This window comes from Gillisella vitis (assembly GCF_001541345.2).
GTDB lineage: Bacteria > Pseudomonadota > Alphaproteobacteria > Rhizobiales > Rhizobiaceae > Allorhizobium > Allorhizobium vitis.
In genome coordinates this window covers 898,880-922,321 of sequence record NZ_LMVL02000002.1, presented here as the reverse complement: position 1 = coordinate 922,321, position 23,442 = coordinate 898,880, and the positions used below count along the sequence as shown (strand labels likewise).

Below are 23,442 nucleotides of genomic sequence, written 5' to 3'. Positions count from 1 at the left end.
CCTGGTTTTCTTCACGCCATCCAGTCTTCCGTAACCCCGAATTGCGCCCGAAAGCCCTGCTGTCCGGCCTGCGTGATCCGCAGCGCCCTGCCCTGTGGCTGGCGTGCCACCCAGCCCATTTCCAGCATCCTGTCCAGTATGGCCGCGCCCAGCCGTCCGGCCAGATGCGGGCGACGCTCGCTCCAGTCGAGGCAGGTGCGGCAGAACGGCCGTCCGCGGGGGGCGGATGGAGAAAGGTCGATGCCGAAATCGCAGAAAAACTGCTGGCCAGGTGGCGTCAGCGTCACAGCCTCCTCCCCCAGCTCGATATAGGCCTTGGTTTGCAAGGCATCGGCCAGCGCCACGCCGAGACGACCGGCGATGTGATCGTAACAGCTGCGCGCCGAGCGTAGCGCCAAGTCCTTCGGGCCGACCGGATGCAGGCGCCGTGGCCCATCGGCGGCAAGCGACATCAGCGTCTCCATGGTCGCAGCGACAGCGCGTCCCGCCAAACGATAATAACGGTGACGGCCCTGTTTTTCGACCGACAGCAGACGGCCTTCGACCATTCTGGACAGATGGCCGCTGGCGGTCTGGGCGCTGACACCACCATGCAACGCCAGCTCGCCCGCAGTCAAAGCCTGCCCGCCCATCAGGGCGATCAGCATATTGGCGCGGGCTGGATCGCCCATCAGGGCGGCAATTTCAGCCAGCATGTTTCCAGATGCGATGTTCGACATGGCCTCACTATAGGCCGCTGAAGACAGACTGTCATCATGCAACACTTCGGCTATGGCCGAAGCATTGTCGCCAGAGATTGGGCTACCAAGGCGCATCAAACCGTCCCGATAGAAAGTGATAGTCCATGGAAAAACCGGTCCTTTTGAAAGAACTCGCCCTGCTTTTGGCTTTGGCAACCGTGTGGGGCGCTGCCTATAGTTTCATCCGCATCGGGGTGGAGACCATTCCACCGATCACGCTGATTGCCGCCCGCACCCTGCTGGCCGGTGGGTTGTTGCTTGCCATTTTGCGGATACGGGGGATGAAGCTTCCTCGCGATAGCGCCACCTGGCGGCGGTTCCTCATCCAGTCCTGCCTCAACAGCGCCCTGCCCTTCACCCTGATTGCCTGGGCGGAACTGCATGTCGAGGCCGGGCTTGCGGTGATCCTCAATGCCCTGACGCCAATCTTCACTTTCCTGATCACCGTCACCTTCACGCGGCATGAACCTGTCGGCCTACGCAAGCTGCTTGGCGTTCTGCTGGGAATTTCCGGCACCTGCCTGATCGTCGGCGTCAACGCCTTTCATTCCGCCGGAACCGATCTCGTCGCGCAATGCGCCGTCATCCTGGCATCGGCCTGCTATGCGATGGCGGCCATTTTCGGACGGAATTTCAAAGAGCTAGATCCGATGATGCCCGCCGCAGGCTCGCTTTTGTGCGGGGCGGCCATGCTCATTCCGCTCAGTCTGATCGTGGACAAGCCCTGGACGCTGGCGGTCTCCGGCTCTTCGCTCGCGGCCTTGCTGGCGCTCGCGGTCTTTTCCACCGCGCTTGCTTTTGTGATCTATTTCAGGCTTGTCCATACGCTTGGCTCGGTCGCCACCACATCCCAAGCCTATCTGCGGGTACCGATCGGGGTCGGAATCGGCGCGATTTTTCTTGGGGAGCGCTATAGCCCGACCGTGCTCACCGGTCTCGTCCTGGTGGTGGCCGGTGTCGCCGTCATGACCTTGCCAAGCTCGGCTTTTCTGTCACGCACATTTTCGCGGCGCAGACACGCCAAGCCAGAACCGCAAAAGCCTTGATCAGGCGTGGCCAGCCTCGGCCGACAGCGTGGCGGGGCTGATACCAATCAGGGCCAGCGCTCGGTCATATTTGTTGTCGAGGACCGGATCAAAGATCAGGTCTTCGGAGGCCGGGCAGTTCAGCCAGCCATTATTGGCGATCTCCGCCTCCAACTGGCCCGGCCCCCAACCGGCATAGCCAAGCAGCATGGTGGCGCGGGCCGGACCACGGCCATCGGAAATGGCGCGGACGATGTCGAGGGTCGCGGTCAGCGAGATATCGTCGCTGACCGGAATGCTGCTGTCGCTGATATAATCGTCGGAATGCAACACGAAACCGCGACCGGTTTCCACCGGGCCGCCGCATTGAATGGGGAAGTTGCGAGCATGGTCGGGCAGCATGATCGCATCATGCTGATCGATCAGGTCGAGATGCAGCAGGATGTCGGCGAATTTGACCGGCTGGGTGCGGTTGATGATGAAGCCCATGGCACCAGCCGTCGTATGGGCGCAGACATAGACGACACTGCGGGCGAAATTGCCGTCCGCCATGCTGGGCATGGCGATCAGGAAATGGCCGTCGAGAAACCCACGTTCACGATCGGACTTCAAAGTGGAAAAAGCCATGCTGCCTCCGGTTTGTTCGGAACGCCGATCTATCGGAAAAGAACATCATACGCCGTCGTGCCGGGCATTCCCCTCGCATCTGCCAGGCGCCGCCCGGCATTCATATTTGCTTCTGGCGCAAGTCATATCCTTAAGCCGTGGTCTTCAAGATGGGGCATAGTTGCCAATCAATCAACCGAAAATGATAAAACCGTAAAAAGCGTGATTGGCAGCGGTGATAGGGCTGGTCTAAATAGCCGCATGGTCCTTCCTTTGTTTTCCAACCGTCCGGTTTTTCCTGCGCTGCTCGGCCTGCTCTTTGCGGGTCTCCTGGCGCTGACACCCCTTGGCGACGCCTGCGCCGCCACCTCCGACTGGGCAACCAGCGACGGCGGCCGGATGCGGCTGATCGTTCTGCCACCGGCTCCGGATGGAACCCGGCAGGCGGGCCTGCAGATCGAGCCGAATGACGGCTGGTTTACCTATTGGCGCGAGCCCGGCGACAGCGGTATTCCACCGCAGCTGACCGCCGCGCCGGAGGCGAAGGTCACGCCCTCGCCGCTGAGCTTTCCGGTGCCCAAGCGCATGGATATCGGCAGCGTACGCGATGTCGGCTATGACCATGCCGTGGTGTTTCCCTTTACGCTGAAGAGCAGCGGCGAGGATTGGCAGAGCCCCCTCAAGCTGACGGCCTTCATCGGCATGTGCCGCAATATCTGTATTCCGTTTCAAGCCGACCTCAGCATCGATCTCAGCCACGAGGAAACCACCGATGTCGGCGAGGTTAAGCTGATCGACAAGGCCAAATCCAAACTGCCTGCGGCGGCTGCGGAGGATTTTTACGTCTCGGACTTCGAGATGGCCCACGATCTCTCCAGCCTCGACGTGTCACTGGTCCTGCCCGATGGCTCCAAGGACGAGCCGCGCATTCTGGTGACCGGACCGGAAGGCTATCTGTTTACCGAATACAAGGCGGTGCAAAGCAAAGGCAATAGCCGCACCCTGCGTATCGCCCTGCCTAAATTTCCGCGCAATTATTCGGTGAGCGGCAAGACCTGGCACATTCTGGTGGCAGCCGGCAACAAACGGACCATGGAAGCCCCGCTTGCCTTCGCAACAACCCGCCCTATAGTGCAGCCCTGACAGTCAATGGCCGCTGGCGGGCTGCGCTTTTGGAACAGACTGAGACATCAAGCACAATGAGGAGAGATTTCATGACGATTGCAATTGGCGATACGGTTCCAGCAGCAACATTCAAGGAAAAGACCGCAGACGGTCCAGTCGAGATCAGCACCGAAGACCTGTTCAAGGGCAAGAAGGTCGTGCTGTTTGCCGTGCCCGGCGCCTTTACCCCGACCTGCACGCTGAACCATCTGCCCGGCTATCTGGAGCAACGCGAAGCGCTGCTGGCCAAGGGCGTCGATGAAATCGCCGTTCTCTCGGTCAATGACTGGCATGTCATGGGCGCCTGGGCGCAGCACAGCGGCGGCATGGGCAAGATCCATTTCCTTGCCGATTGGGATGCGAGCTTCTCCAAGGCGCTCGGCCTCGACATGGACCTGTCGGCGGGCGGGCTCGGCGTGCGTTCCAAGCGCTATTCCATGCTGGTGGAAAATGGCGTGGTGAAAAGCCTCGATATCGAGGAAAATCCCGGCCAGGCCACGGTTTCCTCGGCTGAAGCCATGCTGGAACGGCTGTAAGCTTTCTACTTACCGGTTTTCTGGAAAGCTGTCTTTCAGCGTTCCGACAAGACAAAGACCCCGCAAGCGCAGGCTTTCGGGGTCTTTTCATGAGGCTTATATGGCCTGGGATAAGGCCTCCCCATCCGGGAAGAAAGGCTTGCCATCGATTTGCCATTATTGTTATATCGTTACACGTAACGTTATTACATATAATCCATGATCGGAGTGCGAGCCTTGCAGGACGAAGATCCTATCTTTCCCAGTTTACTGGCACGGTCCGCCGTCATGCGGCTGGGCTTTGCGCTGGCGTTGATTGGCCTCACCTGGCTTGCCATCCAATGGGCGGTGGCCCTGCCATGAGCAATCCTGTGATCCGGCTTACCAATCTGACCGTCGCCTATGACCGGCATCCGGCTGTGCATCACGTCAACGGCGTGATCGAGACCGGCAGCCTGACGGCGATTGCCGGGCCGAACGGGGCGGGAAAATCCACCCTGCTGAAGGCAATCATTGGCGAATTGCGCCCCGCCGAAGGGGCGGTGGAGCATAGTCTGAAGCGCACGGATTTCGGCTATCTGCCGCAGGCCGCCGACATCAACCGCCGATTTCCAATCAGCGTATTGGACACCGTGTTGCTCGGCGCCTGGCGCAATAGCGGCGCCTTTGGCCGCATCGCCCGATCCGACATGGACAAAGCTGGCCAAGCACTGGCAATGGTTAGGCTGGAGGGCTTCGAGAAGCGCCATATCGGCGCGCTATCCGCCGGCCAGTTCCAGCGGGTGCTGTTTGCCCGGTTGCTGTTGCAGGATGCCAAAGTGATCCTGCTGGACGAGCCTTTCACCGCCATCGATGCCCGCACCACCCGCGACCTGATCGACATTATCCGTGGCTGGCACGGTGATGGCCGCACGGTGATTGCGGTCCTGCATGATTTCGACCAGGTGCGCAGCCATTTCCCCCAGACCCTGCTGCTGGCCCGCGAGTTGGTCAGCTGGGGGCCGACCCAGGACGCCCTGTCATCGGCCAATCTGCTCAAGGCCCGCGCCATGGCCGAACGCTGGGACGAGGATGCCGAGGTCTGCCGCCCGGCGGATCTGAAAAGCACAAGGCCCGCCGCATGACCGCCTACGATCTGCTGATCGCACCCTTTGCCGATTACGGCTTCATGCGCCGGGCGCTGGTGGCCTCGCTTTGCCTCGGCCTCGGCTCCGGCCCGATCGGCGTGTTTCTGATGCTGCGGCGCATGAGCCTGGTCGGCGATGCCATGAGCCATGCGGTGTTGCCGGGGGCAGCCATTGGCTACCTGATCGCCGGGTCCCTGTCGCTGACCGCCATGGGGCTGGGCGGGCTGGTGGCCGGTCTTTCCGTCGCGCTGCTGTCGGGCTTTGTCACCCGGTCGACTGTGTTGCAGGAGGATGCCAGCTTTGCCAGTTTCTACCTGACATCCCTGGCGCTGGGCGTGCTGATCGTGTCGCTGCGCGGTTCCAATATCGATCTTTTGCATGTGCTGTTCGGGACTATCCTGGCCATCGACAATGATGCGCTGGTGCAGATCGGTGCCATTGCCTCCTTCTCGCTGCTGGCACTGGCCGTCATCTACCGGCCATTGGTGACCGAATGCCTTGACCCAGGCTTCTTGCGGGCCGTCGGCGGGCGCGGGCCGGTCTATCATTTCCTGTTCCTGTTTCTCGTCGTGCTCAATCTGGTCGCCAGTTTCCAGGCGCTCGGCACGTTGATGGCCGTCGGATTGATGATGCTTCCTGCCGCCATTGCCCAGCTCTGGTGCCGCAGCCTGCCCGGCATGATGGTGGTGGCGGCGGCAAGCGGCATCACCGCCAGCTATCTCGGCTTGATCGCCTCCTACCATCTGGAACTGGCCTCCGGGCCGACGATCATCCTGGTCGCGGCGCTGTTTTACGGCCTGTCCATTCTTTTTGCGCCCTCCGGTGTTTTCCGGCGGTTTCTTCCCAGTCCTCACCTGAAAGCCTGATCACAGGAGATCATCATGAACCGTAAACTGTTATTGTCCGCAGCCCTGCCACTGTTGATGGCGCTTTCCGCCGCACCAGCCTTTGCCGACACACTGAAGGTTGTCGCGTCCTTCACTGTTCTGGCCGATGTCGTGAAACAGGTTGGCGGCGACCATGTCACCGTCTCCAGCCTGGTCGGTCCCGACGGCGACCCCCATGAATTCGAGCCGTCGCCAGCCAATGCCAAGGCTCTGAAGGTCGCCGATGTGACGTTCGTCTCCGGCGAAGGCCTGGAAGGCTGGATGGACCGGCTGATCACCGCGTCGGGTTACAAGGGCAAGCCGGTCGTCGCCTCCGAAGGCATCAACACCCGCACCATGGAAGAGGACGGCAAAACCGTGACCGATCCGCATGTGTGGAACAGCCCGGTCAATGTGAAGGCCTGGGTCGCCAATATCGAAAAGGCGCTGACCGCTGCCGATCCAGCCGATGCCGAAGCCTTCAAGGCCAATGCCAGCGCCTATACGAAAAAGCTTGAAGACATGAATGCCTATGCTCATGCCAAGTTCGACACCATCCCTGAATCAGAGCGCAAGATCCTGACCAGCCACGACGCTTTCGGGTATCTCGGCCGCGAATACAAAATCAGTTTCCTGTCGCCACTCGGTCTTTCCACCGAAAGCGAAGCCTCGGCCGCTGACGTCGCCAAGCTGATCGAGCAGATCAAGACCGAGCATGTGAAGAGCTATTTCTTCGAAAACTCCAACGATCCGCGTCTCGTCAAGCAAATCGCCAAGGCAACCGGCGCGACATCGGGCGGCGAGCTTTATGTGGAAGCCCTGTCCAAGCCCAAAGGCCCGGCTTCGACCTATGAGAAAATGTTCCGCTACAATGTCGACAAGCTGGCGGATGCCATGCGCAAATCAAGCTGACCTTCCTACAGTCAGCCTGATAGGGCCGTCCCGATGAACCCTACAGCTGCCGGGACGGCCGCTATTTTTATGCCTCGAGATCGAAGACCAGGATGCCGGACAAACCGCCATCTGTCGCAGCGATGATACGGTCGCCGACCGCGATATGATCCGGGTGTTTCAGGTAATAATCGCGCACCGTGGCGTCTTCGAAACGGACGACGAACCCATCGACAAAGCCACCGTTCAGCCCTTCCGGAGAGACATTCGGACCGGCGCGGACCTCCAGCATACCCGGCACCACTTCCTTCAAAGCAGCGACAGCATCGTAAATCGACTGTTTCTCAGCGTCAGAGACCGCCGACTTGAACCGCAGAAAAACGCAGTGATAGATCATCGGGTAACTCCTTGTGGGATTGTGCGATTATAAGATTGGCTTCGAGCCTGCACCGCCCTTTTTGAAGGGCTCCATGCCCTTGCGGGCCAGTTCGTCGGCCCGTTCGTTTTCGGGATGACCGGCATGCCCCTTGACCCAGTGCCAGGTCACCTTGTGACGCTGGTTGGCCGCATCGAGCTGCTGCCAAAGCTCGCCGTTTTTCACTGGCTTCTTGTCGGCGGTTTTCCAGCCGTTTTTCTTCCAACCGAAGATCCACTTGGAAATGCCGTCCATTACATATTTGCTGTCGGTGTGCAGATCAACTTCGCACGGGGTCTTCAGCGTGTTCAGCGCGGTGATCGCTGCCAGCAATTCCATGCGGTTGTTGGTGGTATCCGCCTCGCCGCCGCAGAGATCCTTTTCCACCTCGCCGTAGCGCAGCACCGCGCCCCAGCCGCCCGGACCGGGATTGCCGGAACAGGCGCCATCCGTGAAGATTTCGACATGTTTCATTGCGGCCACCCGTATTCGGCTGCGGTCTTAACCGCCTGGTGGAAGCGCAGCTTGCGCAGATATTCGAGCGGCTCCTTCTTCACCACCATGGCGCCTTCCGGCGTGGTCAGCCAGTCGTAAAGCCGGGTCAGCAGGAAGCGCAGCGCCGAGCCTCGGCACAGAACCGGCATGGCCGCCACCTCCGCCGGAGACAGCGGGCGAACCGACAGATAACCGTCGATCATCGCCTTGCCCTTGGTGATATTATAGCTGCCGTCCTTTTCGAAGCACCAGGCATTCAGGCCGATCGACAGGTCATAGGCGAGAAAGTCGTTGCAGGCGAAATAGAAGTCGATCAACCCCGACAATTGGTCGCCAAGGAAGAAGACATTGTCGGGAAACAGATCGGCATGGATAACGCCCGTGGGAAGATCCTTCGGCCATTGCCCGGCCAGATGCGCCAGCTCAGCATCGATTTCCGCCTGGAGACCGGGAGAGACCTCATCGGCGCGGTCGCGCGCCTTCGGCCACAGCGCCTGCCAGCCGGCAAGGTCCAGGGCATTGGCGCGTGTCAGGGCAAACCCTTCTGCCGCAAGATGCATGGTCGCCAAGGCCTCGCCCACCGCGCGGCAATGCTGGGTTTCCGGCTTGCGAAGCCACATGCCTTCCAAAAAGGAAATCAACGCCGCCGGGCGCCCGGACAATTCGCCCAGCAGCGCGCCATCCTTGCGCGGCAGCGGCAGCGGGCAGTTGAGGCCCTTGGCCGACAGATGATGCATCAGGCCTAGGAAAAACGGCAGGTCGTTTTTCTCGACGCGCTTTTCATAGAGCGTAAGGATCAACGCACCCTTGGTCGTATGCAGCAGGAAATTGGAATTTTCCACACCTTCGGCAATGCCCTTGAAGGACAGCAGCTCGCCGGTTTCATAGTGTGCGAGGAAGTCTTTGAGATCGACCTCGTTAATGTCGGTATAAACTGCCACAGGGATGATCCGCAATTCGGGTTTGTGTTCGGCAGGGATACTGCATAATTGCCGAAATCCAAATCAAATTCAGGGGCAATCATGCTGTGCCCCATAGGTGCTACAGCGCGATGGCATGGCATGCCAGCCCTTGACCGAATAGGCCACAAGAAATTGGGGTCGCGCGAACAATGTCCGTTTCCCTCCCACAATAATGGCAGAATTTTCGTGTTGCCTGACCTTCCATTGACCCTGGTGGATAATCGACCCGCTATAGCAAAGCTTTAGGCACCATAGGCGAGAAAGAGCAGGCACATGACAACATCGCATGCCGCATTGACGATTATTTCAGCCGTGATGATGACCGCCATCTTCTTGGCGTCCACGGCGCAGGCCGGAACGATTTGCACGGTCATTGCCGATAGCAGCACCGGAAAGACCCTGATCCAGGACGGCAATTGCGCGGAGCGGGTCACACCGGCGTCCACATTCAAGGTTGCCCTCAGCGTCATGGGCTATGATGCCGATGACCTGAAGGACGAGCATAATCCAACCCTGCCGTTTAAACAGGGGTATGTGGATTGGGGCGGCGACAATTGGAAACAGCCGACCGATCCGGTGCGCTGGATGAAATACTCCGTCGTCTGGTATTCCCAGCAGATCACCAGGACGCTTGGGCAAGACAAGCTTCATGCTTATGCGACGAAATTTGCCTATGGCAATGCCGATTTTTCCGGCGATCCTGGCAAAAACAATGGCCTGGAGCGGGCATGGATCGCCTCCTCCTTAAAGATTTCACCGCTGGAACAGGTCGCGTTCCTGCGAAAACTGGTCCAGCATCAACTGCCCGTTCGCCCCGAGGCCATGGACAAGACAATGGCCATCGTTGAGCAACGCGAGATCGCCGATGGCTGGACCGTGCATGGCAAGACCGGTGCAGCCTTCCCTCGTCTGTCGGACACCGCGTTCGATTATAGCCGTGGATGGGGCTGGTATGTCGGCTGGGCCAGCAAAGGCAAACAGACCTATGTGTTTGCCCGTCTCATTCAGGATGAGAAAAAAGACCAGATTACCCCAGGGGTTCGCGCCCGCGACGCTTTGCTGCAAGAACTGCCAGAGTTGCTGGCGAGCAAGTGAACAGAACCTTTCCGACTTAGCCTTGCGTCACCCGTTAACGAAAGCCATGTCGTCCTGGGTCAATTCGATGGAGCGCAATTCGCGGTTCACCAGGAAGTTTTCGTTTTCGATGGAGAATTCAGCCAGCTCGATTGTCGCGTCGAAGCGGGCTTTGAAGGCTTCGATGATTTCGTTGACCACCACTTCCGGCGCCGAGGCCCCTGCCGACAGGCCCAGGCTGCGGATCTCACCGATGGCGTCCCAATCCAGCTCACTGGCGCGTTGCACGAGGATGGAGCGCTTGGCACCAGCCTTCAGCGCCACTTCCACCAGCCGCTTGGAGTTGGAGGAGTTGGGGGCGCCGACGGTGACGAACAGATCGCAGCCGGGCGCTGCCTGCTTCACCGCTTCCTGCCGGTTGGTGGTGGCATAGCAGATACTGTCGGCAGCAGGTGCCTTCAGCTCTGGAAAGCGCTCCTGCAATTTGGCAATCACGCCTGCGGTATCGTCCACTGACAGCGTGGTCTGGGTGACAAAGCCGAGGTTTTCCGGATCGATTGGCTGATAGACGGCGGCATCCTCAACGGTTTCCACCAGGGACACGGTGCCTTCAGGCAATTGCCCCATGGTGCCGATCACTTCCGGGTGGCCTGCATGGCCAATCAAAATGACGTGGCGGCCAAGCCGCTGGTGGCGCATCGCCTGCTTATGCACTTTCGAGACCAGCGGACAGGTGGCATCGAGATAGAAAAGATTGCGCTTCTGCGCATCTTCGGGCACGGATTTCGGCACACCATGGGCGGAAAACACCACGGGCTGCTGGCGATGCTCGGCTGGAATTTCATCCAATTCCTCGACGAAGACCGCACCCTTGGCCTCCAGCCCCTCGACCACATAGCGGTTGTGGACGATTTCATGACGGACATAGACCGGCGCGCCATAACCCTTCAGTGCCAGCACGACGATCTGGATCGCCCGGTCGACACCGGCGCAAAAACCACGCGGACCGCACAGCCGGATCGTCAATGGCGACCGGGTCACCGAGCCGGTTTCCAGAAGCGTTTTGTCCATTGCAGTCGTCATTGTTATCCAGCCAGTAAAACCAAAAACAGGGCAATCGCTGCCGGCGCGGCCTGGACGAAGAAGATCCGCCGCGACACGGTCCTCCCCCCATATAGGCCAGCAACCACCACAGCGCCAAGAAAAAATACCTTGAGCTGGAGGCCCATGGCTGGCAGCGGATGCAAAAGCGCCCAGAACAGACCCGCAGCCAGAAACCCATTGTAAAGCCCCTGATTGGCCGCCATCACCCGTGTGGTTTCGGCGCCCTGCAAGCTTTTACGGAAGATTTTCCGGGCCCGCGGTGTCGTCCAGAGAAACATTTCCAGCACCATGATGTAGATATGTTCCAGCATGACAAGAACGACCAAAACTGTCGCAATTAAGAATATCGTCATATCTCTCACCCCCGTTCGAGATTGTTGAAAGCAGCAAAATTCCTGCAATCCATGTCGAAGAAAACAAAGTAAAATGCAGATGGATTGCGTATCTATGCTTGAACCAATTCAGTTCAAGCATTTTGACAATATCCACATTATTATTGATTCTGGAAATAACTTCAGGTTTTCTTTCTGAAAACTGAAATAACCGCGATAACGGCCAGCGCAAGAGCCAGACCGTACCAGGTCAAGGCATATTGCAAGTGGCTATTGGGGAGGTCGATCATCGTGACGCCGCCGATCGGCAGGCCGCCGGGGACCGGCGACGGCCCTGCATCCAGAAAGAACGGCAGGACCTTGGCCGCATCGATCCCGGTGCTGGCGGCCATGGCATCGAGATCTTTCCAATAAAACACATTCTTGGCGATATCGTTATCAGGTACCAACCGGGAGGGCTTTTCCGCCAGTTTCGCCCGCGCCAGGCCGGTCACGCGCTGGAGGCCCAGCAATTGCCCACCCATGCGGGTCGAAGGCTCCTTCTTCTGCTCCGGCACGAAGCCGCGATTGACGAAGAGAATATGTCCATCGGCCAGCTGAAGCGGCGTGTAAATGTAAAAACCGGCATCGCCGTCATAGGTCGCCAGGAAACGGCGTTCCTTGTCGTTGAGATAGGTGCCGGAGACAGTCATGGCCCGGTAATCGACATCCCCGCCAGTGCGTGCAAGCGCATCGATGTCCTCGACGCTGGCAGGGGGCTGGTGACGGCGCGCTTCGATATCGGCAATCAGGCCTTCTTTCCAGGCCAGACGATGCATTTGCCATGTGCCAAGCGAGACCAGCAGCGCCAGAGCGACCAGCACCAGAAAGCCGCTTGCGGCAAGCCTTACACGCGTCATCGCGGCCATCCTACTCCCGGTCGATCTGCCCCGGATGGGCATTGTGCCTGTATTGCAGGGCAATCAGCAGCGCCTTGATGGTGCGCAGCAGCCAGAGCGACAATCCGATTGCCAAAGGTCCAAACACCAGAAAATGCACCCACAATCCCGGCGAATACGTGACCTCTGTATAAAGCGCCAGGCCAACAACCAGAAAATCGGCGATCAGAATAACAAAAATCGACGCGCCATCGCCGGGATCGATGCTGCTGTAATCGAAGCCGCAGGCGCTACAGGCGGGCTTCAGCTTGGTCAGCCCTTGAAAAAGCTTGCCGCGTCCGCAACGCGGGCAGGAAACCGAAAGAGCGGCCTGGACCGGTTCGACCGGCGGGAAATCGCTATTGCTGGCCATGATGTCGAGGTTCCCTATTGCTTCCTAGAATCTGACAGATTCAAACTGAACCAGACAGACTTCCAATTTTTCTGACAAACACTCAGCACAGCTGCAAACAAGAAGGCGGCGCTCTTGACGCCGCCCTTGTTAAAATCCTACCAAATTAGCCGTTACCCATGGGCCAGCGGCGCGCCCCAACCACCCCAGATGTAGATCGAGAAGAACAGGAACAGCCAGACCACGTCGACGAAGTGCCAGTACCAGGCCGCCGCCTCGAAGCCGAAGTGCTGCTTCGGGGTAAAATCGCCCTTCAGCGCCCGAAACAGGCAAACGAGCAGGAAGATCGTGCCGACCAGCACGTGGAAGCCGTGGAAGCCGGTGGCCATGAAGAAGGTTGCGCCGTAAATCGAGCTTTTGAACGCAAACGGTGCGTGCATATATTCATAGACTTGCACAAAGGAGAACAGCGCGCCGAGCACCACGGTCAGCGTCAGGCCGCTGATCATGCCCTTGCGGTCATTGTGCAGCAAAGCATGGTGCGCCCAGGTAACACAGGTGCCTGACAGCAGCAGGATGACAGTGTTGTAAAGCGGCAGATGCCAGGGGTCGAGCACTTCGACACCCTTTGGCGGCCATTGCCCGCCGGTAAACTCAACCCGAGACGCTTGGATGGCTTCATGGGGAAACAGGCTGGCATCAAAAAACGCCCAGAACCACGCGACGAAGAACATCACTTCCGAAGCGATGAACATGATCATCCCATAGCGCAAATGCAGCGACACCACCCGCGTATGGTTGCCCTCATGGGCTTCCTTGATCGTATCGGCCCACCAGCCGAACATGGTGAACAGGATGATGGCAAGGCCGATGTAGAACAGCCAGGGGTGCGCCAGTTCCATGCCGAACAGCTTGAACGAGCCGCCATGCAGGTAGCGCATATAGCCGACCCCACCAAAGGTCAGGATGAAAGCCCCGAGCGAGGCCAGGATCGGCCATGGGCTCGGATCGATGATGTGATAGTCATGATGTTTCTGATGGGCGTCGGCCATGTCAGCAATCCCCGCTTGAAAACTCTCCTCAAGTGACCCGCCGCCTCTCGCCGCCAATCACTTCATCCCTTAATTCCGGCCCTGGCTCCAATATGCCTCCACCGCTTTGATACGGCAGAAAGCTTACTAAAGCTTAGGCTGAACGGTCGCTTTGTCCTGCGCAATCCCAGCCACCGGCTTTTCGCCGCCATGCGGATAGAATGTATAGGACAAGGTTACCGTTCCGATATTTTTGGTTTCCGGCTGCGCCATGATGTCGGGGTCGATATAGAAGACCACCGGCATGTCCAGCGTCTGGCCGGGCTGTAGCACCGTCTCGGTAAAGCAGAAGCACTCGATCTTGTTGAAATAGACCGCTGCCTCCATTGGAGTCACGTTGAACACCGCCTGCCCCTTGGTTGGATAGGGCGAGCGATTGGTGACAGAATAATTGGCCTGAATGGTCTCACCAATCCTAGGGGCAACAGAGGCCTGCATCGGTTTGAAATCCCAGTTCAGCCCGGGCGAGACATTGGCATCGAACGTGACAGTCATCTTGCGGTCGAGAATGACCGATGACGGCTGTTCGGCACGCTGGGTCGTACCGTTATAGCCGGTCAACTGGCAATACATCCGGTAGAAAGGGGCCGCTGCAAAGCTCATGGCAGTCACGCCACCGACAAACGCCAGGCACGCGAAAAACACGGTCAGGTCCTTGCCGCGCCGTTCTCCCGCTTGTGTGCCTCCCGGTTCTGCCATGGCTCGTTCCTCCCGTGCCGCTGATTGAATGGTATGCGTATGTCAACAGTCTGTATTTCAAAACCCGGCTATCGGCTTCTCTCACGGTGAGCATTACCGGCTGCGCATCGCCAAATGACGAGCCATGCGCAATCAGACCATGCTCATTGTCCCATGCCGCTGATTTTCACCAACGTCACGAGGTAAAACAACACCACAAGCCCGGCCAAGACCAGGCCCAGCGCTATATTGCGACCGCGTCTTGATTTTCTCTGGGCTTCCGTCAACTTGACCGTTTCCATCACAGCACTCCCGACGCATGAGCGATAAGGCTCGCCGCGTAGTGATCGACCAGCAGGGCTGAAAACACCGCAAAAAGATAGAAAATCGAATAGGCGAACATTTTGCGGGCTGGCGCCATGCGCTCATCGCCCTCTGGCATCCGCCAAACGGCAACGGAGCAGGCGACGAAGACGGCACTCAGCACGCCAGCCACCAGCCCGTACCAGAGCGAAGCAAGCCCGGTGAAAGCCGGTGCCACGGCAAAGATACCGGTCAGTACGGCATAGACGAACATCTGCCGCTTGGTCGAGGTTTCACCCGCCACATTCGGCATCATCGGCACACCGACCGAGCCGTAATCGCGCATCTTGTAGAGCGCCAAGGCCCAGAAATGCGCTGGCGTCCACAGAAAGATCACCATGAACAGAATGACGCTGTCCAGCGACACGCCACCGGTGACACAGGCCCAGCCGATCATTGGCGGAAAGGCCCCGGATGCGCCGCCAATCACAATATTCTGCGGCGTCGAGCGTTTCAGCCACATCGTATAGACGACGGCATAAAACAGGATGGTGAAGGCCAGAAAGGCGGCGGCGAACCAATTGACCGCGAGGCCAAGAATCGAGACCGAAAAGACCGACAGCGTGATGCCAAAGGCCAGCGCCTCCTGCGGACGAATACGGCCTGCCGGAATGGGACGGCGCGCCGTGCGGGTCATCACCGCATCGATATCAGCATCATACCACATATTGAGAGCGCCGGAGGCACCAGCCCCAACCGCAATGCACAGGATGGCAATGACGCCCAGAATCGGGTTGATCGTACCCGGTGCCAGCACCAAGCCAGCAAAGGCGGTGAACACCACAAGCGACATCACCCGCGGCTTTAACAGCGCGAAGAAATCCTTCGCGCCCGCTTCGGACAGACAGATCTCACTGTCCAGACCGATGATGTTGCTGTTGTCTATGGCTGCCATTATGCTGTCCTGACCTGTCATGTTCTCAACGCCGCAGCGGCTTCATCCACGGCGTTGATAGCTTTTTTTATGTCTATTTTATGCGGGGCAACTGTTCCCACTGATGGTATGGCGGCGGCGAAGACAGCTGCCACTCCAGTGTGGTTGCACCTTCACCCCAGGGGTTGTCGCCTGCCACCCGCTTCCTGGCAAAAGCCTCGAACACGCCGAACAGGAAGATCAGCACTGCGACGCCCGAAAGATAGGAGCCGTAGGATGAAATCCGGTTCCAGTCGGCAAAGGCATCCGGGTAATCGATATAGCGGCGCGGCATGCCGGCCAACCCAAGGAAGTGCTGCGGGAAGAACACCATGTTGACGCCGATGAACATCACCCAGAAATGCAGCTTGCCGATGAACTCGCTATACATATAGCCCGACATTTTCGGGAACCAATAATACCAGCCCGCGAAAATTGCAAATACGGCACCCAGCGACAGAACGTAGTGGAAATGAGCCACCACGTAATAGGTATCGTGCAGCGAACGGTCGAGACCGGCATTGGCCAGCTGCACGCCTGTTACACCACCAACGGTGAACAGGAAAATGAAGCCGATGGCCCAGACCATGGGAGTGCGGAAGGACAGCGAGCCACCCCACATGGTGGCAATCCACGAGAAGATCTTGATGCCGGTTGGCACCGCGATCACCATGGTTGCGAAGACGAAGTAGCGTTGGGCTGCCAGCGACAGGCCAACCGTATACATGTGATGCGCCCAGACCACGAAACCGACCGCGCCGATGGCGACCATGGCATAGGCCATGCCGAGATAGCCGAAAACCGGCTTTTTCGAGAAGGTCGAGATGATGTGGCTGACGATGCCGAAGCCGGGCAGGATCAGGATATAGACTTCCGGATGCCCGAAGAACCAGAACAGGTGCTGGTAGAGTATCGGGTCACCACCGCCTTCGGGGGCAAAGAATGTCGTGCCGAAATTACGGTCGGTCAACAGCATGGTGATGCCACCAGCCAGAACCGGCAGAGACAGAAGCAGCAGGAAAGCCGTGACCAGCACCGACCAGGCAAACAGCGGCATCTTGTGCAGAGTCATGCCTGGCGCGCGCATGTTGAGGATGGTGGTGATGAAGTTTATGGCACCAAGGATCGACGAGGCACCCGACACATGCAGCGCAAAGATCGCCAGATCCACCGCCGGGCCAGGCTGGCCGGAGGTCGACAAGGGTGGATACATCGTCCAGCCGCCGCCGACACCGTAGGCGCCTGCCGGGCCTTCGACAAACATCGACAGCAGCAGCAGCACGAAAGCCGGAACGATCAGCCAGAAGGAGATATTGTTGAGACGCGGAAACGCCATATCCGGCGCACCGATCATGATCGGGATCATCCAGTTGGCAAAGCCACCGATCAGCGCTGGCATAACCATGAAGAAGATCATGATCAGCGCATGTGCGGTGGTGAAGACGTTATACATGTGCTTGCCGCCATCGATGGCCGCATCGCCCTCGAAGCCGTAAACCATGGCAGCGAGACCGTGGAAGATCTGAATGCCAGGCTCCTGCAATTCCATGCGCATGGCCACCGACAGCGCGCCGCCGATCACGCCAGCGATAATGGCGAAGATCAGATAGAGCGTACCGATGTCTTTATGATTGGTCGAAAACAGCCAGCGGGCGGCAAAGCCCGGCTTGTGATCATGTGAATGTCCGGGTGCATGAGCGCCCTCGGCGGTAGGTCCAGCCATTGTCCTCGCTCCCCTCTATCAGTTCGAAACGGTCATTGTGGAAACGTTCTGAGCCAGCTGATTGGTGGCCTTCGGGCCATCCGTCGCTGCCATCAGAGCCTTGTTGGCCGCGCCAAGATCACTTGCGGCTGCCGTCATCCACGCATTGTACTTGTCAGCCGAAACGACGCGGATGGCGATCGGCATGAAAGCGTGGTCCTTGCCGCAAAGTTCCGAGCACTGACCGTAGAACAGACCTTCTCGGTCGACGCGGAACCATGTCTCGTTCAACCGGCCCGGCACGGCGTCGATCTTGACGCCAAAAGACGGCATGGCGAAGGAATGGATCACGTCAGAAGGCGCTGCCGTCACCAGCATGCGAACCGTCTTGCCGACAGGCAAGACCATTTCATTGTCGACAGCCAGAAGACGCGGATAGATCTTGTGATCCTCCTTGCCGGCGCTGGCGCGGTCCTGGTCCTTCAGCAGGTAGCTGTCGAAAGCCAGTTGCTTTTCACCCTGATATTCATAGTTCCACTGCCATTGGGTGGCCGTGGCCTTGATGGTCAGGTCGGGCTTTTCCGGAATCGTCAATTCATAGGTGAGCAAATTGAAGGACGGGATGGCGAGAAAGAAAAGAATAAGAACCGGCCCGAGTGTCCAGACAATCTCGATCACGGTATTGTGGCTGGTGCGGGACGGCACCGGATTGGCGCTGGCCCTGAACCGCACGACCACGATGATCAAAAGAGCAAGAACCAGCAGCGTTACCGGAACGATGAACCACAAGGTGTAATGGTTGAACCAGCGGATCTGCTCCATCACCGGGCTGGCATGGGGTTGCAGGTCGAGCTGCCAATCAACCGGCTGGTCTGCCATCGCACCGACGGCACTCATCAGACAGAGAACCATGGCTCCCGCCAGACCTGCCATCCGACGCGCCGTCCCCGTGACCAGACCCGTGGCCAAACTGACCATCACTTTTAAAAGAGTTTTTATCACGGTTGCCTCTCCCTCCCGCGTTTGACCCAAATCAATGGCAAACGCACAATCCCTGATATGATACTAATTTAAAATCACAATTTTGCCAATTTCGCAACAACCGTACGTCCATGCCGCTGCGGCATTTTTGCTCATCCCATAAAGATCTCCATAAAGATCCAGGCGGAAGTTGCGCAATTCCCGGCCCTGCGCCGCGAATGTCAGTACGCGCTTTGCGGGCAATGCCGAAGATGATTCGCCTGAAATCTCGCCATCGCATGGACCTGAACTGGATCAGTCCCTGATCGTAACACAGGCAGACACCCCAATTATGCCGCACTCGGCTGGAAAGGAGACTGTCAATAGTCAGCCCATCTCCGGTGTTCGTCTTGTCCAGTCTGGGCTAGGCCTTTTATCGGTCGGGCCAATAACCGCAGATTGGATTTGTTTCGACGATCATCGCAGGTTACAGGAAGATACAGCGCGCAAAGCGCAAGGATGTCGAAGGCCTTGGCCCTTGATCCTTTGTGCGGCGCAGGCGAGAATGACAAAATTGAACAGAATTCCAGAGGTATCCATGGGTTTCCAGAGAATGTTGCGGGCTAGACTTGGCGCGGCGGGGCTCGTTGCGGCAGGGTTTGCAACAGCATTGCAGGCGGGCGCGGCGCTGGCACAGCAGCCGCAGGCAGGCACGGTGCGCTCCAATCACGGCGCCTGGTCGATCATTTGCGATACGCCCGCCGGTACCTCGCAGGAACAATGCGCGCTGATGCAGAATGTGATTGCCGAGGACCGCCCCGAAGTGGGACTGTCCGTGGTGGTGTTGAAGACCGCCGACCGCAAGGCCCGCATCCTGCGCATTCTGGCGCCGCTTGGCGTGCTGTTGAAGGACGGCATGGAGCTTTACGTCGACAATAACAATGTCGGCCGGGCTTTCTTCACCCGCTGCTTTGCCGAGGGCTGCTATGTTGAAGTGGAAATCGACGATCAACTGATGAAAGTGCTGCGTTCGGGCAAAAGCGCCGTGTTTGCAGTGCGCGAATCCTCTGATCAGGACCGGGTCGGTATTCCCGTCGAGCTGAACGGCTTTGGCGAAGGCTACGACGCCCTGCCCTGAGTAAGGAGCTGTCTGGCATCGGCCCTTGCCCCATCGGTCCAGTGCAATTACATGGGGCCGATGAAATGGGAACCACAAGCCAAGGAGATCCCGATGACCACCGACCTCATCAGCCTGTTCGATTGCGACGAGCGCAGCCTGTCGAAAGCCGTCGCCTCGGCGCTGGAGGGATCGGATGACGGCGAATTGTATATTGAACATGCCCAGGCCGAATCACTGTCCTTCGACAATGGACGCCTGAAGGGCGGCAGTTTCAACACCGACCAGGGGTTTGGCCTGCGCTCGGTGGCAGGCGAAGCAGTGGGCTATGCCCATTCCGGCGAATTGTCGCTATCTGCGCTGACCCGGGCCGCCGACGCCGTCAAGGCCGTTACCCACGGCTATAGTGGCTCCTATGCCAGCGCCCCGCAGCGCACCAATGTCCGGCTCTATGGCGACGAGAATCCGATCGGCAGCCCGATCTTCGAGGAAAAAGTAGCGCTTCTTTCGGAAATCGATGCCTATCTGCGCGCCAAAGACCCTAAAGTGCGCCAGGTCTCCGCCTCGATTGCCGCCAGCTGGCAGGTGGTGGAAATCCTGCGCGCCGATGGCCATCGGGTCCGCGATGTGCGCCCGATGACTCGCATGAATATTTCCGTAGTGACTGGCCAGGGCGAGCGGCAGGAATCCGGCTCCTTCGGCACAGGCGGGCGGATGTCCTTCGCCGATTTCCTGAATGATGAAAGCTGGAAGGCAGGCGCCGATGACGCGCTGCGTCAGGCGCTGGTCAATCTGGAGGCCATCGAGGCACCGGCTGGCAGCATGGACGTCGTACTGGGCAATGGCTGGCCAGGCGTGATGCTGCACGAAGCCGTCGGCCACGGGCTGGAAGGCGATTTCAACCGCAAGAAGACCTCGGCCTTTGCTGGACTGCTGGGCGAAATGGTCGCCGCCCCAGGGGTGACCGTGGTCGACGATGGCACAATCAACAACCGGCGCGGCTCGATCACTGTCGATGACGAAGGCACACCGTCTGCCTATAACGTACTGATCGAAAACGGTCGGCTGGTCGGCTATATGCAGGACCGCCAGAATGCCCGGTTGATGGGCATGACACCAACCGGCAATGGCCGCCGCCAGGGCTATGCCCACCAGCCGATGCCGCGCATGACCAATACCTACATGCTGTCAGGCGACAAGAGCCCGGAAGAAATCATCGCATCGGTCAAGAAGGGCATCTATGCCGTGTCCTTCGGCGGCGGTCAGGTGGATATCACCTCGGGCAAATTCGTGTTCGGCTGCACCGAAGCCTATATGATCGAGGATGGCAAGATCGGCGCGCCGGTCAAGGGCGCCATGCTGATCGGCAATGGGCCGGAAGCGATGAAGCGGGTGTCGATGATCGGCAACGACATGAAACTCGACACCGGCATCGGCAATTGCGGCAAGGCTGGACAGTGGGTCCCGGTCGGCGTTGGCCAGCCGCATCTGCGGATGGACCAGATCACGGTGGGTGGTACGCGGGCGTAATGTCGAACGCGCTGGTTCCAGAATTTGCAGTCACGGACTGGCATAAGAGCCGGGAGTTCTACACTCGGCTGCTTGGCTTTTCGGTGCGTTACGAGCGGCCGGAAGAAGGGTTCAGCTACCTTGAACTGGATGGCGCACAGTTGATGATCGATCAGATCGGGCTTGGTCGGACGTTCGAGATTGACGACGCACCGCTGACAAGACCATTCGGACGCGGGCTGAATGTTCAGATCCGCGTCGATAACGTGCAGACCATTCTCGACCGGCTCGAAGCAGCCGCCATTGCCCTTTATCTGCCGCTGGAAGACAAATGGTATCGCACAGGCAATATGGAGGGCGGCAACAGACAATTCGTCGTTGCCGATCCAGACGGTTATCTGCTGCGCTTTTACCAGGATCTCGGCGAACGAGAACTCTCATTGGATCTATAGCGACACATGCTGCCCCGCACTCCCAAAGCCGTTATCTTCGACATGGATGGCCTCATCCTCGACAGCGAAATCCTCTATCGTAAATCGGTGATTTCGGCAGGTGAGCAAGCGGGGCTGCTTGTCGGGCCATCGGTCTATGAAGGCATGCTGGGCCGCCCCTGGGACGGGATCGTGCATTTACTGAAGGACCATTATGGGCCGGATTTTGACGCGGAAGCCTTTCGGGCGGTATGGCTGGAGCATTTCGACCGATTGATCGCCCTGGAACTGAAGCTGAAAGCCGGCGTGGTGGCACTCCTCGATACGCTGGACGCCCATGCAATTCCACGGGCGATCTGCACATCCTCAGCCCATTTTCAGGTCGAACATCACCTGGCCGGCTTCGGTATCCGGGAACGCTTCAATCACGTCATTGCCCAGGGAGATTACGCCATAGGCAAGCCAGCGCCGGACCCTTATCTGACCGCAGCCGAACGACTTGGCATCGCACCAGCCGATTGTCTGGCATTGGAAGATTCCCACAACGGCATTCGCTCGGCAGCTTCAGCGGGCATGATGGCGGTGATGGTGCCCGATCTCCTGCCACCGACCGATGAAATTCGGGCGCTTGCAACATTGGTCATCGATGATCTGCACCAATGCTGCGGCTTTTTTGCATAACGCGCTTTCGGAACGCCAAATACTATAACTTTGGTAGCGTTCCGCACCTCAGATACTCCGCATAAGCTTCAAGCCACAGACAAGCTTCTGGCCTTAGACCTACGGCATACCATCGGGTTATCGCGCGGTGCAAACTGCGTCCGTATCTTGCCAGGAGTTTACAGGTGCACACACTCGTCATTGCCCGTTATGCGGAAGAGTTGGAATGGATTGCGCAGGTCCCCAGCAATTTCGAGATTTTCGTTTACAACAAGGGCGAAGAAATCACATCGCCACAGGTGCTTGAGCGTGCCAATCATATCATTGCACGTCCCAATGTTGGGCGGGAATCTGAGACCTACCTCCATCACATGATGGGTCAGCGTCAGCGCGATCACCATTTCACGGTCTTTGCGCAGGGAGACCCCTTCACGCACAGTCCTGACTTCATCCAATTGCTCAACAATTGGACCGATTGGGAGAAAATCCAGACGCTCTCCTGGGCATGGGTCGAAGAGAAAAACGTACCGCCGCAGAAGTTTCTGGATGCGTATCGCCCGAAGCTGCGGGGCGGCCCGCGGGTCCGCGAAGAATATTTCTCGCTCTACACTTGGGGTCCGGTTGACTTTATCGACAATGGCGCACTGGGAATGGGCACGGTCTATCGCCTGCTGAACGGCGGGATGGAAGCCTACATCAATATCGCCGCGCACATGTTGCGCCGCTGCCGCATGGATCACATTGCTGACGAAGCCGACAAACATCTGCTCGGGACGTTTTCCTATGGTGCGATCTTCGCAGTTCGCAACGATCTGGTCACCGCCGTTTCACCCGACAGCTATGCAAGGCTCTACGATTTCGCCACAGCACCTGTGGTGGCGCATGGCTATATCCTGGAGCGCATGTGGCTGCATTTCTTCGGTGCGCCCTTTACGCTTCGCAGGCTCTGACCTCCCAAGGCGAAGATCTCAAATACAGTGAAGCTTTGAGATCTTCGCAACTGGCAAGGTAAGAGCAGACGCATTCTCATCCCGCCGAGCCCGTTGGATCGAACCGCCATTTCCGCCGGATCGCACTTTCCAGATCCAGTCGGTGATGACGGGCAAAAAGCAGAATATGCCCGAAAAGATCGGCAGTTTCATCGGCAAGCAGTTGGCGCAATTCGTCTTCGCTCATGCCCTTTTGGCGACTGCGGCCACTGACGCGGTTTGCCGCTTGCACCAGTTCCCCCGCTTCCTCCAGTAATTTCAGCAGGAACCAGGTCTCGTCCCGCTCGACACCATTGGCCGCTGCATAGGTAGCCGACGCCTTGTCAAAGCGCTCCATCAGATCAGACAGCATATTGTTCTCCATTTGTTCTTGACTTTATCGCGCGATTCCGCAAGATTGTCGAGACTGAAAACCAGCGCGGCAAGAGAGATTGAACAGCCCAG

Annotated in this window: 29 protein-coding genes; 13 read left to right on the top strand and 16 right to left on the bottom strand. The window is 58.5% G+C overall.

From position 1 onward, the window contains the following. Positions 1-11 precede the first annotated feature (11 nt). The gene (locus tag ASB66_RS09170; protein WP_060719256.1) at positions 12-695 is read right to left on the bottom strand and encodes an ArsR/SmtB family transcription factor; all 684 of its coding nucleotides are present in this window, start codon (positions 693-695) and stop codon (positions 12-14) included. Positions 696-844: 149 nt separating this feature from the next. On the opposite strand from ASB66_RS09170, the gene ASB66_RS09165 reads away from it, so the two are divergent. Further along, the gene (locus ASB66_RS09165; protein ID WP_060719069.1) at positions 845-1,786 is read left to right on the top strand and encodes a DMT family transporter; all 942 of its coding nucleotides are present in this window, start codon (positions 845-847) and stop codon (positions 1,784-1,786) included. Here ASB66_RS09165 and ASB66_RS26050 read toward each other — a convergent pair whose 3' ends face one another. Continuing rightward, complete coding sequence (locus ASB66_RS26050; RefSeq protein ID WP_060719070.1) at positions 1,787-2,392, bottom strand: YqgE/AlgH family protein; 606 nt, start codon at positions 2,390-2,392, stop codon at positions 1,787-1,789. A 240-nt stretch (positions 2,393-2,632) separates the two neighbouring features. Here ASB66_RS26050 and ASB66_RS09160 point away from each other — a divergent pair, with 240 nt between their 5' ends. The 6 genes from ASB66_RS09160 to ASB66_RS09140 all read left to right on the top strand — a co-directional run bounded on the left by ASB66_RS09160 (position 2,633) and on the right by ASB66_RS09140 (position 6,955). After that, positions 2,633-3,514: a protein-disulfide reductase DsbD domain-containing protein gene (locus ASB66_RS09160; RefSeq protein ID WP_060719071.1), complete on the top strand. Its 882-nt coding sequence runs from the start codon at positions 2,633-2,635 to the stop codon at positions 3,512-3,514. A gap of 71 nt (positions 3,515-3,585) precedes the next feature. After that, on the top strand, positions 3,586-4,071 hold the full coding sequence (locus ASB66_RS09155; protein ID WP_060719072.1) for a peroxiredoxin: 486 nt from the start codon (positions 3,586-3,588) through the stop codon (positions 4,069-4,071). A 216-nt stretch (positions 4,072-4,287) separates the two neighbouring features. Next, on the top strand, positions 4,288-4,413 hold the full coding sequence (locus ASB66_RS26995) for a hypothetical protein (protein ID WP_267889551.1): 126 nt from the start codon (positions 4,288-4,290) through the stop codon (positions 4,411-4,413). Further along, positions 4,410-5,174, top strand: a complete 765-nt coding sequence (locus ASB66_RS09150) for a metal ABC transporter ATP-binding protein (protein ID WP_060719073.1) — start codon at positions 4,410-4,412, stop codon at positions 5,172-5,174. Before ASB66_RS26995 ends, ASB66_RS09150 begins: the two co-directional genes overlap by 4 nt. Then, on the top strand, positions 5,171-6,043 hold the full coding sequence (locus tag ASB66_RS09145) for a metal ABC transporter permease (protein WP_060719074.1): 873 nt from the start codon (positions 5,171-5,173) through the stop codon (positions 6,041-6,043). Before ASB66_RS09150 ends, ASB66_RS09145 begins: the two co-directional genes overlap by 4 nt. 15 nt (positions 6,044-6,058) lie before the next feature. Next, a complete protein-coding gene (locus ASB66_RS09140) occupies positions 6,059-6,955 on the top strand; it encodes a metal ABC transporter substrate-binding protein (RefSeq protein WP_156544937.1) in 897 nt (298 codons plus the stop codon). Positions 6,956-7,022: 67 nt separating this feature from the next. Here ASB66_RS09140 and ASB66_RS09135 read toward each other — a convergent pair whose 3' ends face one another. From ASB66_RS09135 to ASB66_RS09125, 3 genes are read right to left on the bottom strand one after another with little or no spacing between them, the layout of a single operon-like run. Then, a complete protein-coding gene (locus tag ASB66_RS09135; protein ID WP_060719076.1) occupies positions 7,023-7,331 on the bottom strand; it encodes a Dabb family protein in 309 nt (102 codons plus the stop codon). Positions 7,332-7,358: 27 nt separating this feature from the next. Then, positions 7,359-7,823 carry a ribonuclease HI gene (gene rnhA / locus ASB66_RS09130; protein WP_060719077.1) on the bottom strand — a complete coding sequence of 155 codons (465 nt, stop codon included), beginning with the start codon at positions 7,821-7,823 and terminating at the stop codon, positions 7,359-7,361. Further along, positions 7,820-8,785 (bottom strand): homoserine kinase, encoded by a 966-nt coding sequence (locus tag ASB66_RS09125; protein WP_060719078.1) that lies wholly within the window; start codon positions 8,783-8,785, stop codon positions 7,820-7,822. Before ASB66_RS09125 ends, rnhA begins: the two co-directional genes overlap by 4 nt. 336 nt (positions 8,786-9,121) lie before the next feature. On the opposite strand from ASB66_RS09125, the gene blaOXA reads away from it, so the two are divergent. After that, positions 9,122-9,901 carry a class D beta-lactamase gene (gene blaOXA / locus ASB66_RS09120; RefSeq protein ID WP_114386488.1) on the top strand — a complete coding sequence of 260 codons (780 nt, stop codon included), beginning with the start codon at positions 9,122-9,124 and terminating at the stop codon, positions 9,899-9,901. A 27-nt stretch (positions 9,902-9,928) separates the two neighbouring features. On the opposite strand, the gene ispH is transcribed toward blaOXA, so the two are convergent. The 10 genes from ispH to coxB all read right to left on the bottom strand — a co-directional run bounded on the left by ispH (position 9,929) and on the right by coxB (position 18,265). Then, positions 9,929-10,951: a 4-hydroxy-3-methylbut-2-enyl diphosphate reductase gene (ispH, locus tag ASB66_RS09115; protein WP_060719257.1), complete on the bottom strand. Its 1,023-nt coding sequence runs from the start codon at positions 10,949-10,951 to the stop codon at positions 9,929-9,931. Between the two features lie 14 nt (positions 10,952-10,965). Beyond that, on the bottom strand, positions 10,966-11,337 hold the full coding sequence (locus ASB66_RS09110) for a DUF1304 domain-containing protein (protein ID WP_015915169.1): 372 nt from the start codon (positions 11,335-11,337) through the stop codon (positions 10,966-10,968). 161 nt (positions 11,338-11,498) lie between these two features. After that, positions 11,499-12,224 carry an SURF1 family protein gene (locus ASB66_RS09105; protein ID WP_081089120.1) on the bottom strand — a complete coding sequence of 242 codons (726 nt, stop codon included), beginning with the start codon at positions 12,222-12,224 and terminating at the stop codon, positions 11,499-11,501. Between the two features lies 1 nt (position 12,225). Continuing rightward, positions 12,226-12,606: a DUF983 domain-containing protein gene (locus tag ASB66_RS09100; protein ID WP_060719080.1), complete on the bottom strand. Its 381-nt coding sequence runs from the start codon at positions 12,604-12,606 to the stop codon at positions 12,226-12,228. A gap of 152 nt (positions 12,607-12,758) precedes the next feature. Continuing rightward, a complete protein-coding gene (locus tag ASB66_RS09095; RefSeq protein ID WP_060719081.1) occupies positions 12,759-13,637 on the bottom strand; it encodes a cytochrome c oxidase subunit 3 in 879 nt (292 codons plus the stop codon). Positions 13,638-13,763: 126 nt separating this feature from the next. Then, positions 13,764-14,375: a cytochrome c oxidase assembly protein gene (locus tag ASB66_RS09090; RefSeq protein WP_060719082.1), complete on the bottom strand. Its 612-nt coding sequence runs from the start codon at positions 14,373-14,375 to the stop codon at positions 13,764-13,766. A gap of 143 nt (positions 14,376-14,518) precedes the next feature. Next, positions 14,519-14,656, bottom strand: coding sequence for a hypothetical protein (locus ASB66_RS09085; RefSeq protein ID WP_060719083.1), 138 nt, complete (start codon positions 14,654-14,656; stop codon positions 14,519-14,521). After that, a complete protein-coding gene (gene cyoE / locus ASB66_RS09080) occupies positions 14,656-15,612 on the bottom strand; it encodes a heme o synthase (protein WP_060719084.1) in 957 nt (318 codons plus the stop codon). The genes ASB66_RS09085 and cyoE overlap by 1 nt, the downstream gene beginning before the upstream one ends. A gap of 73 nt (positions 15,613-15,685) precedes the next feature. Next, complete coding sequence (gene ctaD / locus ASB66_RS09075; protein ID WP_060719085.1) at positions 15,686-17,353, bottom strand: cytochrome c oxidase subunit I; 1,668 nt, start codon at positions 17,351-17,353, stop codon at positions 15,686-15,688. 18 nt (positions 17,354-17,371) lie between these two features. Further along, the gene (gene coxB / locus ASB66_RS09070) at positions 17,372-18,265 is read right to left on the bottom strand and encodes a cytochrome c oxidase subunit II (RefSeq protein ID WP_060719259.1); all 894 of its coding nucleotides are present in this window, start codon (positions 18,263-18,265) and stop codon (positions 17,372-17,374) included. Positions 18,266-18,890: 625 nt separating this feature from the next. Here coxB and ASB66_RS09065 point away from each other — a divergent pair. The 5 genes from ASB66_RS09065 to ASB66_RS09045 all read left to right on the top strand — a co-directional run bounded on the left by ASB66_RS09065 (position 18,891) and on the right by ASB66_RS09045 (position 22,959). Continuing rightward, a complete protein-coding gene (locus ASB66_RS09065) occupies positions 18,891-19,430 on the top strand; it encodes an invasion associated locus B family protein (protein ID WP_114386404.1) in 540 nt (179 codons plus the stop codon). A 93-nt stretch (positions 19,431-19,523) separates the two neighbouring features. Then, a complete protein-coding gene (gene tldD, locus ASB66_RS09060) occupies positions 19,524-20,939 on the top strand; it encodes a metalloprotease TldD (RefSeq protein ID WP_060719260.1) in 1,416 nt (471 codons plus the stop codon). Further along, the gene (locus ASB66_RS09055) at positions 20,939-21,370 is read left to right on the top strand and encodes a bleomycin resistance protein (RefSeq protein ID WP_060719087.1); all 432 of its coding nucleotides are present in this window, start codon (positions 20,939-20,941) and stop codon (positions 21,368-21,370) included. The genes tldD and ASB66_RS09055 overlap by 1 nt, the downstream gene beginning before the upstream one ends. 6 nt (positions 21,371-21,376) lie before the next feature. Next, positions 21,377-22,030 carry an HAD family hydrolase gene (locus tag ASB66_RS09050; protein ID WP_060719088.1) on the top strand — a complete coding sequence of 218 codons (654 nt, stop codon included), beginning with the start codon at positions 21,377-21,379 and terminating at the stop codon, positions 22,028-22,030. Positions 22,031-22,194: 164 nt separating this feature from the next. Then, a complete protein-coding gene (locus ASB66_RS09045; protein WP_060719089.1) occupies positions 22,195-22,959 on the top strand; it encodes a hypothetical protein in 765 nt (254 codons plus the stop codon). 76 nt (positions 22,960-23,035) lie between these two features. Here the strand turns inward: ASB66_RS09045 and ASB66_RS09040 are convergent, their stop codons facing one another. Then, complete coding sequence (locus ASB66_RS09040; RefSeq protein ID WP_060719261.1) at positions 23,036-23,350, bottom strand: pyrophosphohydrolase domain-containing protein; 315 nt, start codon at positions 23,348-23,350, stop codon at positions 23,036-23,038. Positions 23,351-23,442 lie beyond the last annotated feature (92 nt).

What these genes read in the sequence shown, in the direction of transcription:
- ASB66_RS09095 (WP_060719081.1), bottom strand. Translation starts at nt 13,637, where the DNA reads ATGGCCGACGCCCATCAGAAACATCATGACTATCACATCATCGATCCG.
- ASB66_RS09160 (WP_060719071.1), top strand. Translation starts at nt 2,633, where the DNA reads ATGGTCCTTCCTTTGTTTTCCAACCGTCCGGTTTTTCCTGCGCTGCTC.
- cyoE (WP_060719084.1), bottom strand. Translation starts at nt 15,612, where the DNA reads ATGGCAGCCATAGACAACAGCAACATCATCGGTCTGGACAGTGAGATC.
- ASB66_RS09140 (WP_156544937.1), top strand. Translation starts at nt 6,059, where the DNA reads ATGAACCGTAAACTGTTATTGTCCGCAGCCCTGCCACTGTTGATGGCG.
- ASB66_RS09135 (WP_060719076.1), bottom strand. Translation starts at nt 7,331, where the DNA reads ATGATCTATCACTGCGTTTTTCTGCGGTTCAAGTCGGCGGTCTCTGAC.
- ispH (WP_060719257.1), bottom strand. Translation starts at nt 10,951, where the DNA reads ATGGACAAAACGCTTCTGGAAACCGGCTCGGTGACCCGGTCGCCATTG.
- ASB66_RS09165 (WP_060719069.1), top strand. Translation starts at nt 845, where the DNA reads ATGGAAAAACCGGTCCTTTTGAAAGAACTCGCCCTGCTTTTGGCTTTG.
- ASB66_RS09090 (WP_060719082.1), bottom strand. Translation starts at nt 14,375, where the DNA reads ATGGCAGAACCGGGAGGCACACAAGCGGGAGAACGGCGCGGCAAGGAC.
- ASB66_RS09065 (WP_114386404.1), top strand. Translation starts at nt 18,891, where the DNA reads ATGGGTTTCCAGAGAATGTTGCGGGCTAGACTTGGCGCGGCGGGGCTC.
- ASB66_RS09170 (WP_060719256.1), bottom strand. Translation starts at nt 695, where the DNA reads ATGCTGGCTGAAATTGCCGCCCTGATGGGCGATCCAGCCCGCGCCAAT.
- blaOXA (WP_114386488.1), top strand. Translation starts at nt 9,122, where the DNA reads ATGATGACCGCCATCTTCTTGGCGTCCACGGCGCAGGCCGGAACGATT.
- ASB66_RS09110 (WP_015915169.1), bottom strand. Translation starts at nt 11,337, where the DNA reads ATGACGATATTCTTAATTGCGACAGTTTTGGTCGTTCTTGTCATGCTG.
- coxB (WP_060719259.1), bottom strand. Translation starts at nt 18,265, where the DNA reads ATGGCAGGTCTGGCGGGAGCCATGGTTCTCTGTCTGATGAGTGCCGTC.
- ASB66_RS09155 (WP_060719072.1), top strand. Translation starts at nt 3,586, where the DNA reads ATGACGATTGCAATTGGCGATACGGTTCCAGCAGCAACATTCAAGGAA.
- ASB66_RS09145 (WP_060719074.1), top strand. Translation starts at nt 5,171, where the DNA reads ATGACCGCCTACGATCTGCTGATCGCACCCTTTGCCGATTACGGCTTC.
- ASB66_RS09055 (WP_060719087.1), top strand. Translation starts at nt 20,939, where the DNA reads ATGTCGAACGCGCTGGTTCCAGAATTTGCAGTCACGGACTGGCATAAG.
- ASB66_RS09085 (WP_060719083.1), bottom strand. Translation starts at nt 14,656, where the DNA reads ATGGAAACGGTCAAGTTGACGGAAGCCCAGAGAAAATCAAGACGCGGT.
- ASB66_RS09150 (WP_060719073.1), top strand. Translation starts at nt 4,410, where the DNA reads ATGAGCAATCCTGTGATCCGGCTTACCAATCTGACCGTCGCCTATGAC.
- ctaD (WP_060719085.1), bottom strand. Translation starts at nt 17,353, where the DNA reads ATGGCTGGACCTACCGCCGAGGGCGCTCATGCACCCGGACATTCACAT.
- ASB66_RS09050 (WP_060719088.1), top strand. Translation starts at nt 21,377, where the DNA reads ATGCTGCCCCGCACTCCCAAAGCCGTTATCTTCGACATGGATGGCCTC.
- rnhA (WP_060719077.1), bottom strand. Translation starts at nt 7,823, where the DNA reads ATGAAACATGTCGAAATCTTCACGGATGGCGCCTGTTCCGGCAATCCC.
- tldD (WP_060719260.1), top strand. Translation starts at nt 19,524, where the DNA reads ATGACCACCGACCTCATCAGCCTGTTCGATTGCGACGAGCGCAGCCTG.
- ASB66_RS26050 (WP_060719070.1), bottom strand. Translation starts at nt 2,392, where the DNA reads ATGGCTTTTTCCACTTTGAAGTCCGATCGTGAACGTGGGTTTCTCGAC.
- ASB66_RS09040 (WP_060719261.1), bottom strand. Translation starts at nt 23,350, where the DNA reads ATGCTGTCTGATCTGATGGAGCGCTTTGACAAGGCGTCGGCTACCTAT.
- ASB66_RS09100 (WP_060719080.1), bottom strand. Translation starts at nt 12,606, where the DNA reads ATGGCCAGCAATAGCGATTTCCCGCCGGTCGAACCGGTCCAGGCCGCT.
- ASB66_RS09105 (WP_081089120.1), bottom strand. Translation starts at nt 12,224, where the DNA reads ATGGCCGCGATGACGCGTGTAAGGCTTGCCGCAAGCGGCTTTCTGGTG.